This window comes from Micromonospora sp. CNZ286, assembly GCF_014207755.1.
This window is the reverse complement of sequence record NZ_JACHIZ010000001.1, coordinates 4,027,372-4,039,527: the sequence shown is the minus strand read 5'-3', so window position 1 is coordinate 4,039,527 and position 12,156 is coordinate 4,027,372. Positions and strand designations below refer to the sequence as shown.

Sequence of the window (12,156 nt, the reverse complement as noted above, 5' to 3'; positions counted from 1 at the left end):
AGGGCCGCCGGTATCGACACGTTCCTGGAGGTCGGGCCGCAGAGCGTGCTGACCGCGATGGCCGCTGACGTGCTGGCCGGCGACGACGCCGTGCTGGCCGTCGCGGTGCAGCGCCGGGACCGTCCGGAGGCGCACGCGCTGCTGCACGCCCTGGCGGAGCTGCACGTGCACGGCGTGCCGGTGACCTGGCAGCCGTGGTTCGCCGACACCGGCGCGCGCCGCGTCGACCTGCCCACGTACGCCTTCCAGCACCAGCGCTACTGGCCCACCGCCGGCCGGGCGCGTACGGGCGACGTGTCCGGGGCCGGGCTCGGCCGCACCGGGCACCCGCTGCTCGGCGCGACGGTGGACCTGGCCGGCGACGACGAGATGGTGCTGACGGGCCGGCTCTCCCTGGCCACGCACCCGTGGCTGGCCGACCACACGGTCTCCGGGCTGACGCTGGTGCCGGGCACCGCCCTGGTCGAGCTGGCGGTGCGGGCCGGCGACGAGGTGGGCCTCTCCCGGCTGCGGGAGCTGACCATGGCCACCCCGCTGGCCCTCCCCGGAACGGGAGGCGTGCGGATCCAGGTGCGGGTGTCCACGTCGGAGTCGCCGCAGCGTCCCGTCGCCGTCTACTCCCGCCCCGACGACGACCCCGAGGCGGGCTGGACCCGGCACGCGGAGGGCGTGCTGGAGCCTTCCACCGCCGACGAGCCGGACCCGGTCACCTGGCCCCCCGCCGGCGCGGCGGAGGTGGACCTGGCGAGCTGGTACCCGACGCTGGCGGAACACGGCCTGACGTACGGGCCGGCCTTCCAGGGGCTCCGGCGTGCCTGGACCGGCGGCGACGAGGTGTACGCCGAGGTGGTCCTGCCGGACGACGCGACGGAGGCCGCCGGGTTCGGCGTGCACCCGGCGCTGCTGGACGCCGCCCTGCACCCGATCGGGCTGCTGCTGGTCGGCGAGGAGTCGGGCGGGCCACGGGTGCCGTTCGCGTTCGAGGGCGTGCAGGTGCACGCCTCGGGAGCGGGGGCGCTGCGGGTACGCCTGACCCGCGACGGCTCCGGGCTGCGGCTGGCCGCGTACGACGAGGTGGGCGCGCCGGTCGTGTCGGTGGACTCCCTCGCCCTGCGGGAGCTGACCGGCGTGGCCGCGCCGGGCGTGGCCACGCGGTCGCTGTTCGAGCTGCGATGGCCGGCCGTGGAGGCCGCGCCCGCCGGGGAGCTCTCCGGCTGGGCGCTGGTGACCGGCGGCCGGGAGCTGCCGGCACCCGTCGGAATGCCCACGTACCCCGACGTGGCGACGGCCGCGGGGGAGGAGTCTGTCCCCCGGACGCTGCTGCTGCCGGTGTTCCCCGCGCCCGGGTCGACGACCGCGGAGTCGGTCCGGGCGGTGACCTCGGACGTGCTGGCGACCGTGCAGTCCTGGCTCGCGGCGGATGCCCTGGCGGACTCGCGGCTCGTGGTGGTGACCCGGGGCGCGGTGTCCGTCGGAGACGACGACCGGGTGACCGACCTGGCCGGCGCGGCGGTGTGGGGTCTGCTGCGGTCGGCGCAGTCGGAGCACCCGGGCCGCATCGTGCTCGCGGACGTCGACGGCGACCCGGATGCCGCGCTGATGGACCTGCTGGACGGCGTCCTGCGGGAACCGACCGCGACCGGCGGCCAGTTGGCCATCCGCGGGGGTGCGGTGCACTCGCCACGCCTGGTCCGGGCCGGCATCACGGCGGCGGAGACGCCGGCCGTGGGTGACGGTGCGGTGCTGGTCACCGGTGGTACGGGTGCGCTCGGTGCGCTGGTCGCGGAGCACCTGGTGTCGGTGCACGGCGTGCGGTCTCTCGTGCTGGTGTCGCGGCGCGGCCCGGAGGCCGCCGGTGCGGGCGAGCTGTCGGAGCGGTTGTCGGCGCTGGGTGCGTCCGTGCGGGTCGTTGCCTGTGACGTGACGGACCGGGACCAGGTGTTCGGTCTGGTGGCCGAGGTGGCCGCCGAGGGTCGGCTGGCAGGTGTGGTGCACACCGCTGGTGTGTTGGACGACGGTGTGGTGGAGGGGCTGACGGCGGAGCGATTGGCGGGGGTGTTGGCGCCGAAGGTGTCGGCGGGTTGGTTCCTGCATGAGGCGACGGCGGGTCTGGGTCTGGATCTGTTCGTGGTGTTCTCGTCGGTGGCGGGTGTGCTGGGTTCGCCGGGTCAGTCGGCGTACGCGGCGGGTAACGCGTTCCTCGACGCCCTGGCGGTCTACCGGCGGCAGCTCGGGTTGCCTGCCGTCAGCCTGGCGTGGGGCATGTGGGACACGGACGGTATGGCCGCGTCGATCGACGAGGCGGACCGGGCGCGGTCCGCGCGGGCGGGTCTGACGCCAATGAGCGCCGAGATCGGGTTGGAGCTGTTCGACGCCGCGCTGGGCGCCGACCGGGCGGTCCTCGTACCGGCCGTGATCGACGTGCCCGCGCTGCGGGCGGCGACCTCCGGCGGCCCCGTGCCGGCCGTGCTGCGCACCCTGATCGGCGTGACCGGCACCCGCCGCCAGGCAGGGCAGGGCGGTGGCGGCTGGGCCGACCGGCTCGCCGGGCTGACCGAGGACGAGGGCCGCGCCCAGGTCGACGTGCTGGTACGGGGTCTGGTCGCGCAGGTGTTGGGGCACGGTGGCGCGGAGTCGGTGCCGGCGGACCGGGCGTTCCGGGAGTTGGGCTTCGACTCGCTGACCGCCGTCGACCTGCGCAACCGCGTGAACGCGGCCACCGGGCTGCGGCTGGCCTCGACGCTGGTCTTCGACTACCCGACCCCGGCCGTGCTCGCCGACCACCTGTGGTCGGAGTTGGCCGGGGTGCGCCAGTCGACCGCCGGCCCGGTCGCCGGCCCGATCGTCGGCACCGAGGAGCCGATCGCGATCGTGGGCATGGCCTGCCGCTACCCGGGCGGGGTGGAATCCCCCGACGAACTGTGGGGGCTGCTGGCCGGCGGCGGCGACGGGATCTCCGAGTTCCCGGCGGACCGGGGCTGGGACCTGGAGTCGCTGTTCGACCCGGACCCGAACCGCAGCGGTACGTCGTACACGCGCCACGGTGGTTTCCTGTACGGGGCTGCGGAGTTCGACCCGGGCTTCTTCGGGATCTCGCCGCGTGAAGCCCTCGCCATGGACCCGCAGCAGCGGTTGCTGCTGGAGGCGTCATGGGAGTCGTTCGAGTCGGCGGGGCTGGACCCGCAGCGGTTGCGGGGCAGCCGGACGGGTGTCTTCGCCGGTGTCATGTACCACGACTACGCCTCCCGGCTCATGGACCTGCCGACCGAGGTGGAGGGCTACGTCGGGACCGGCACCTCCGGCAGCGTGCTGTCCGGTCGGGTCGCCTACACCTTCGGGTTGGAGGGGCCGGCGGTCACAGTGGACACGGCGTGCTCGTCGTCGCTGGTGGCGCTGCACCTCGCCGCGCAGGCGTTGCGGTCGGGTGAGTGTGATCTGGCGTTGGCCGGTGGTGTGACGGTGATGGCGACGCCGGGGACGTTCATCGAGTTCTCCCGGCAGCGGGGCCTGTCGCAGGACGGCCGCTGCAAGTCGTTTGCGGCGTCCGCCGACGGCACCGGCTGGTCCGAGGGCGTGGGTGTCCTGCTGGTGCAACGGCTCTCCGACGCCCAGCGCGAGGGCCGAAAGATCTACGCCGTGGTGCGGGGCACGGCCGTGAACCAGGACGGTGCGTCGAACGGTCTGACCGCGCCGAACGGTCCGTCGCAGCAGCGGGTGATCCGGCAGGCGCTGGCGTCGGCGCGGCTGTCGCCGTCCGATGTGGACGTGGTCGAGGCGCACGGCACGGGTACGACGCTGGGTGACCCGATCGAGGCGCAGGCCGTCCTGGCCACGTACGGGCAGGACCGGCAGGGGCGGGAGCCGTTGTGGCTCGGTTCGGTGAAGTCGAACATCGGGCACACGCAGGCTGCTGCGGGTGTGGCTGGTGTGATCAAGATGGTCATGGCGATGCGGCACGGCCTCGTGCCGGCGACGCTGCACGTGGACGAGCCGTCGCCGCATGTGGACTGGTCGGCCGGGGCGGTGGCCCTCGCGACCGAGCCCACCCCGTGGCCGGCGGTGGACCGTCCGCGTCGGGCGGCGGTGTCGTCGTTCGGGATCTCCGGCACGAACGCGCATGTGATCATCGAGCAGCCGCCCGCTGAGACGATCGAGGGCGAGATCGTCGCCCGCGACCTGCCGCCGGTCGTACCGGTGCTGCTCTCCGCGCGCTCCGACGCGGCCCTGGCCGGCCAAGCGGGCCGGTGGGCGCGCTGGCTCGCCGCCGACGAGGCCCCGCGTCCGCTGGACGTGGCCTGGTCCTCCGTCACCACCCGACCCGCGCTGGAACAGCGTGCCGTCGCCGTGGTGGCCGACGGCAACGACCTGCTCACCGCGCTTCGGGCCCTCGATGCGGGCGAGCCCTCCGGGACCGTCGTGACCGGCTCCACCGCCGTACGCGGCCAGCTCGCGCTGCTCTTCTCGGGCCAGGGCGCGCAGCGGGCCGGGATGGGCCGGGAGTTGTACGCCGGGTTCCCGGTGTTCGCGACCGCGCTGGACGAGGTGTGTGGACACCTCGATCCGTTGCTGCCGCGTCCGTTGCGGGAGGTGCTGTTCGCGTCGTCGGGTTCCGCCGAGGCGGGGTTGCTGGATCAGACGGTGTTCACGCAGGCCGGGTTGTTCGCGGTCGAGGTGGCGCTGTTCCGCCTGGTGGAGTCGTTCGGGATCGTGCCGGACATGCTGGCTGGTCACTCGATCGGTGAGGTGACGGCCGCGTACGTGGCCGGGGTGTTGTCCCTGGCCGACGCGTGCGCTCTCGTGGCCGCGCGGGGTCGGTTGATGCAGGCGTTGCCCACGGGCGGCGGCATGCTGGCCGTGGCCGCTGACGAGGCCGCAGTGGTCGAGTCGATCGCCGGGCTCGCCGACCGGGCAGGCGTCGCTGCGGTCAACGGACCCACCGCAGTGGTGGTGTCCGGTGCCGTCGAGGCCCTGGACGAGGTGGAGCGGGCCTGGCGGGACCGAGGTGTGCGTACCCGCCGGCTCACCGTCAGCCACGCGTTCCACAGCCCGCTGATGGAGCCGATGCTCGACGAGTTCCGCACGATCCTGCACGGCCTCACCTTTGCCACGCCGCTGCTGCCGGTCGTGTCGAACGTGACCGGGGCCCTGGCCGACGCCGACGAGATCCGCACGGCCGACTACTGGGTGCGGCACGTCCGCGACGCCGTGCGCTTCGCCGACGGGATCACCGCCCTGAAGGCCGCCGGTATCGACACGTTCCTGGAGGTCGGGCCGCAGAGCGTGCTGACCGCGATGGCTGCCGACGTGCTGGCCGGCGACGACGCCGTGCTGGCCGTCGCGGTGCAGCGCCGGGACCGTCCGGAGGCGCACGCGCTGCTGCACGCCCTGGCGGAGCTGCACGTGCACGGCGTGCCGGTGACCTGGCAGTCGTGGTTCGCGGACACCGGCGCGCGCCGCGTCGACCTGCCCACGTACGCCTTCCAGCACCAGCGCTACTGGCCTGAGGGTACGCCCACGAGGCAGGCCGCCCCGGAGGGCGGCGACACCGAGTTCTGGGCCGCCGTCGAGCGCGGCGACCTGGCCGCCCTCGCCGCCGAACTCGGCGGCGACACCGAGGACCTGGACGCGCTCGGCCCGGCCCTGCCGCTCCTGGCGCGCTGGCGTCAACACCGGTCGCGCGACACCGCCCTCGACGGGTGGTCGTACCGGATCGGGTGGGAGCCGGTACGGCCGGCCCCGGCGACCCGGCTGTCCGGGCGGTGGCTGGTCGTCACCGTCGACAGCGGTGCCGACGCGGGCGTGGCGAAGACCCTCACCCAGGCGGGCGCCCGGGTGGACACGCTCACCGTGTCGTCCACCCTCGCCCGCGCCGAACTGGGCGAGCGACTGGGCCGGATCAGCGGGGACGGCTGGGCCGGGGTGCTCTGCGTGCTGCCCCGCCAGGACCGGCCCCTGGCGGACACCCCGGCGGTGCCCGCCGGCACGGCGGTGCTGCTCACCCTTGTCCGCGCGCTGACCGACACCGGCCTGGCCGGAAGGGTGTGGGCGCTCAGCCGTACCGCGATGCCGGTCACGGCGGGGGAGCGGGCCGGCGACGTGTGGGCGGCGCTGGCGTGGGGCCTGGGCCGGGTCGTCGCCCTCGAACAGCCGGACCGCTGGGGTGGCCTGGTCGACCTGCCCGACCGCGCCGACCGCGGCGCCCGCGCCGGGCTCGTCGCGGTCCTCGCCGACGGCACCCTGGACCAGGTGGCCGTCCGCCGCAACGGCCTCTTCGGCCGGCGGCTGGTGCCGGCCGCGCCGCCCGCGGGTGCGGGTTGGCGGCCCGCCGGGACGGTGCTGGTGACCGGTGGTACGGGCGCCTTGGGTCGGCATGTGGCGCGCTGGTTGCTAGCGAACGGGGCGGCCGAGGTGGTGCTGGCGTCGCGGCGGGGTCCGGCGGCTCCGGGCGCTGCGGAGCTGGTGGCGGAGCTGGGCGCGGTGCGGGTGGTGGCGTGCGACGTCACCGATCGGGCCGCGGTCGAGGCTCTGGTCTCCGGGCTGCCGGAGCTGACCGCCGTCGTGCACACCGCCGGGGCGTCCGGCGGCACCGCCGCAGCGCACGAGGTGACCGACGGCGAGCTGTCGGAGACCCTGGCCGGCAAGGTGCTCGGCGCCCTGCACCTCGACACCGCCTGCCGGGGTCGGGACCTCGACGCGTTCGTGGTCTTCTCCTCGGTCGCCGGTGTCTGGGGCGGCGGCGGGCAGGCCGGCTACGCGGCCGGCAACGCCCTGCTCGACACCCTCGTAGCCGCCCGCCGGGCGAAGGGCCTGCCCGCCACCGCGCTGGCGTACGGCCCGTGGGCGGAGGACGGCATGGCCGCCGGGGAGACCGCGGACGGCCTGCGCCGCCGCGGGTTCAGCCCGCTCGCGCCCGACGCCGCCGTCGCGGCGCTCGGCCGCTGGGTGAACGCCCCCGAGGCGGCCCCGGTGATCGTGGACGTCGACTGGTCCCGGTTCGTCACGGCGTTCACCGCCGCACGGCCGAGCCACCTCTTCGACCGGGTCGCCCCCGCCGTCGCCGGGGAGCCGCAGCGGCCGGAGAACACCGCCGCGACCGACGGGCTGCGCAACCGGCTCGCCACGCTGCCGGCGACCGGCCAGGAGGCGCTGCTGGTCGACCTCGTCCGCGCGGAGGCGGCGGCCGTGCTCGGCCACCCCACCACCGACCAGGTGCCGGCCGGCCGGGCGTTCCGCGAGCTGGGCTTCGACTCCCTCGCCGCCGTGCAGCTGCGGGACCGGCTGGGCCGGGTCACCGGCCTGACCCTGCCGTCGACAGTGGTCTTCGACCACCCCTCGGCGGCGGAACTGGCCCGCTTCCTGCGTACCGAAATCGTGGTCGGCGCGGACGGCGGCCCGGCTGCCGGCGGCGCGACCGCGGCCCGGCCCGCGGCCGACGAGCCGATCGCGATCGTCTCCATGGCCTGCCGCTTCCCGGGCGGGGTGTCGTCGCCGCAGGAGCTGTGGCGGCTGCTGGCCGACGGAGTGGACGCGGTCACGCCGATGCCTGCCGACCGGGGCTGGGACCTCGACGCCCTGTTCGACAGCGACCCGGAGCAGGTCGGCACCAGCTACACCCGCAGCGGCGGGTTCCTGCACGACGTCGCCGGCTTCGACGCCGCGTTCTTCGGGATCAACCCGCGCGAGGCCCTCGCCATGGACCCGCAGCAGCGGCTGCTGCTGCACACCACCTGGGAGGCCTTCGAACACGCCGGCATCGACCCGCACCGGGTACGCGGCTCCGCCACCGGCGTCTTCATGGGCACCAACGGGCAGGACTACGCCACGCTGCTGCTGGGCGCCCGAGCCCAGGTGGAGGGCTACCAGGCGACCGGCAACGGCGCGTCGGTGGTCTCGGGCCGCCTGGCGTACTCGTTCGGGCTGCACGGCCCGGCGGTCACCGTCGACACGGCCTGCTCGTCGTCGCTGGTGGCCCTGCACCTCGCCACGCAGGCGCTGCGCAGCGGCGAATGCGACCTCGCGCTGGCCGGCGGCGTGACGGTGATGTCGACGCCGGGCGCGTTCCTGGAGTTCTCCCGGCAGCGCGGCCTCGCCGCCGACGGGCGGGTCAAGGCGTTCGCCGAGGCCGCCGACGGCACCGGCTGGGGCGAGGGCGTCGGCGTCCTGCTGCTCCAGCGGCTCTCCGACGCCCAGCGCGACGGCAACCGGATCCTCGCCGTCGTACGGGGCAGCGCCGTCAACTCCGACGGCGCGAGCAACGGCCTCACCGCGCCGAACGGGCCCGCGCAGCAGCGGGTCATCCGGCACGCGCTCGACAACGCCGGCCTCACCCCCGCCGACGTGGACGTCGTCGAGGCGCACGGCACCGGCACCACCCTCGGCGACCCGATCGAGGCGCAGGCCCTGCTGGCCACGTACGGCAGGGACCGGACCGCCGACCGGCCGCTGTGGCTCGGGTCGGTGAAGTCGAACATCGGCCACACCCAGGCCGCGGCGGGCGCCGCCAGCCTCATCAAGATGGTGCTGGCCCTGCAGCACGAGGTGCTGCCGAAGACCCTGCACGTCGACGCGCCGACCCCGCACGTCGACTGGTCCTCCGGCACGCTGGCGCTGCTCACCGAGGCACGACCGTGGACCACCACGGAAGGGCCGCGCCGGGCGGGCGTCTCCTCGTTCGGCATCAGCGGCACCAACGCCCACGTCATCCTGGAACAGGCCCCGGACCGTCCGGAGCCGGTCTTCCCCGACGGGGACCGTCCCGCGGCGATCCTGCCGTGGCCGGTCTCCGCCGCCGACCTGCCCGCGCTGCGCGAGCAGGCCGGCCGGCTGGCCGACCGCGCCGCGACGGGCGACGACCCCGCCGACCTGGTCGCCTGGGCGCTCGCCGACGGCCGGGCCCACCTCGGCCGGCGGGCCACAGTGGTGGCCGCCGACCGGGCGACCCGAACGGCCGCGCTGCGCGCCCTGGCCGCCGGGGAGGAGCACCCCGCGGTGGTCACCGCCCGGCGACGCGGCGGCGGCCTCGCGGTCCAGTTCTCCGGCCAGGGCGCCCAGCGCCCCGGTGCCGGCCGCCGGCTGTACGACACGTTCCCCGTCTTCGCGGCGGCCCTCGACGAGGTCTGCGCGGCCCTGGACCACCAGCTGCCGCAGCCGCTGAAGCCGGTGCTGTTCGCGGCCGAGGGCAGCGCCGATGCGACGCTGCTCGACGAGACGGTCTTCACCCAGGCGGGGCTGTTCGCGCTGGAGGTGGCCCTGTTCCGGCTGGTCGAGTCGTTCGGGGTGGTGCCCGGGCACGTTGCCGGGCACTCCATCGGCGAGATCACCGCCGCGCACGTCGCCGGCGTGCTGTCCCTCGCCGACGCCGCCACGCTGGTGGCCGCCCGGGGCCGGCTCATGCAGGCCCTGCCCGCCGGGGGCGGGATGCTCGCCGTCGCCGCCGACGAGGCGGCCGTCGTCGAGTCCCTGGCCGGGCTGGGCGACCGGGTCGGCGTCGCCGCCGTCAACGGCCCCACCGCCGTGGTCCTCGCCGGGGCCCTCGACGCCCTCAACGGGCTGGAACGGCTCTGGCGGGAACGCGGCGTACGCACCCGCCGGCTGCGGGTCAGCCACGCGTTCCACAGCCCGCTGATGGAGCCGATGCTGACCGATTTCCGAGCCGTCCTCGACGGACTGACGTTCGCCGCGCCGCTGCTGCCGATCGTGTCGAACCTGACCGGGCGGCTCGCCGAGCCCGACGAGATCCGTACGCCCGGCTACTGGGTGCGCCACGTCCGGGAGGCCGTCCGGTACGCCGACGGGATCGCCGCGCTGCGCGACGCGGGCGTGGACACCTTCCTGGAGCTCGGACCGCAGGCGGTGCTGACGGCGATGACCGCCGGCCTGCTCCCCGACGCCGACGACGGCACGGCCGTGGCGGCGCTGCGCGCAGGCGCCGACGAGCCGGCCGCCCTGCTCGCCGCGCTGGCCGTCGTGCACGGCACCGGGCGCGACGTCGACTGGGCGGCGGTGCTCGCCGCGCTGGCCGGCCCCCGCCCGGATCGCCGGCTGCTGCCCGAGCTGCCGACGTACGCGTTCCGGCCGCAGCGCTACTGGCCGACCCTCGACACGTTGCCGGCACCGGCCGCCGACGACCCGGTCGACGACGCGTTCTGGCGGGCCGTCACCGACGGCGACCTGGGCCGCCTCGGCCTCGACCCGGACCAGCCGATGCGCGAGCTGCTGCCGGAACTGGAGTCGTGGCGGCGCCGCCGGCAGCTCGACGGCACCCTGGTCGGCTGGCGGTACCGGGTCACCTGGGAACGCCGGGCGCTGACCGTCGCCGACCCCGGCACGTGGCTGGTGGTGGCCCCGCCGCACCAGGTCACCGAGCGGGTGCTCGCCGCCCTCACGGCCGGAGCCGCGACGGTGCACCTGCTGACCGTCGACCCGGCCACCGTCACCCGCGACGGTCTGACCGCCGACCTCGACCGGCTCGCCGCCGCGCACCAGCCGACGGCACTGCTGTCCCTGCTGGCGCTGGACGAGGCGCCGCACCCGGAGCAGTCCGCGCTGCCGACCGGCCTGGCGGCGAACCTGCTGCTCGTGCAGGCGCACACCGGCCGCTCCGGCCCGGCCGTGCCGCTGTGGCTGGCCACCACCGGCGCGGTCGCCGTCGGCGGGGAAGCGGTCGTGCACCCGACGCAGGCCACGACCTGGGGCCTCGGCCTCGTCGCCGCGCTGGAGCACCCCCGGCACGTCGGCGGAGTCGTCGACCTGCCGGCGGACCCGGCCGAGGCGGCGTACGCGGCCCTGGCCGGGGCCCTGGTCAACGTCGACGGTGAGGACCAGCTCGCCGTCCGGGAGGCCGGCGTGCACACCCGGCGGCTGGTCCGCGACACCGGGCTGCCGGCGGCGGGCGACGGCTACCGGCCGAACGGCACCGTCCTGCTCACCGGCGGGACCGGCCCCCTCGCCCGGCACACCACCGACTGGCTGGGCCGCCACGGCGCCGAGGTGCTCCCGCTGGCCGAGCCGGCCACGGGCAAGCTCGGCGACCTGATGGAGCGGCTCGCCGCCGAGGAACGGCCGGTGACCGCGCTCGTGCACGTCCCGGCCGAGACCGGCTCGGTGCCGCTGACCGAGCTGACCCTCGCCGCCCTGGCCGCCGACCTGGCCGCCACCGTCGGCGACGTCCCGAGGTACGCCGACGAGCTGGCCCACCGCCCGCTCGACGCGTTCGTGCTGTGCACCTCGACCACTGGGGTGTGGGGCGCGGGCGGCCGGGCCGGCCAGTCCGCCGGCGACGCGCTGCTGCACGCGCTCGCGGCGAGCCTGCGCCACGGGGGACTGGCGGCCACCGCCGTGGCGTGGGGCCCGTGGCGCGACGATCCCGAGTCGGCGGAGCAGACGCAACTGCGCCGGCGGGGCCTGCCGGGCCTGCCCCCGGAGCTGGCCGTCGAGGCGTTCGGGCAGGCGCTGCGCGCGCAGGGGGCGCTGATCGTCGCCGACGTGCGCTGGGACCGGTTCGTGCCGACGTTCGCGTCGATGCGGCAGTGCCCGCTGCTGACCGGGGTCCCGGAGGCGGGCGCGGCGATGCCCGCCGACGACGAGCGCCGGCCGGCTGACGACGAGGCGGCGACCGCGCTGCGGGAGCGGCTGCGTCCGCTGAGCCCCGCCGACCGCGAGGGCGTCCTCGTCGACCTCGTGGGCGGCCTGGCGGCGACCGTGCTCGGCCACAGCGGCGACGCGGGGCTGGAGCCCGACCGGGCGTTCCGCGAGGTCGGCTTCGACTCGATGACGGCCGTGGAGCTGCGCAACCGGCTCCGCGCCGCCACCGGCGTCCACCTGCCCGCCGCCGTGGTGTTCGACTACCCCACGCCGGCGGCCCTCGCCCGGCACCTGCGCGACCGGCTCGCCGAGGACGGCGCCGCCGCGGCGGCGCCGCTGCTCGCCGAGCTGGAACGGCTCGACGGCGCCTTCGCGGCCGAGGCGCCGGACCGGCTGACCCGGCAGAAGCTGCTGGTGCAGCTGCAGGCGTTCGTCGCCCGGTGGGGCGACGACCGTGGTCCCGCCGAGGAGAAATCGGCCACGCACACCCTCGACGACGCCACCGACGCCGAGATCTTCGATTTCATCCACCGCGAGCTGGGTGGCCCCGGCGGCAATTTGCCAGGAATCTAG

The 12,156-nt window shown here is 76.0% G+C and carries 1 protein-coding gene (only partly in view); it reads left to right on the top strand.

Annotated features, from left to right (window positions below):
• On the top strand, positions 1 to 12,156 hold the 3' end of the coding sequence (locus FHX31_RS17875) for a type I polyketide synthase (protein ID WP_184976818.1). 17,658 nt of this gene lie to the left of the window's left edge; 12,156 of the gene's 29,814 nt are visible here — the last part of the coding sequence; its start codon lies off the left edge, out of view; it ends in the stop codon at positions 12,154 to 12,156.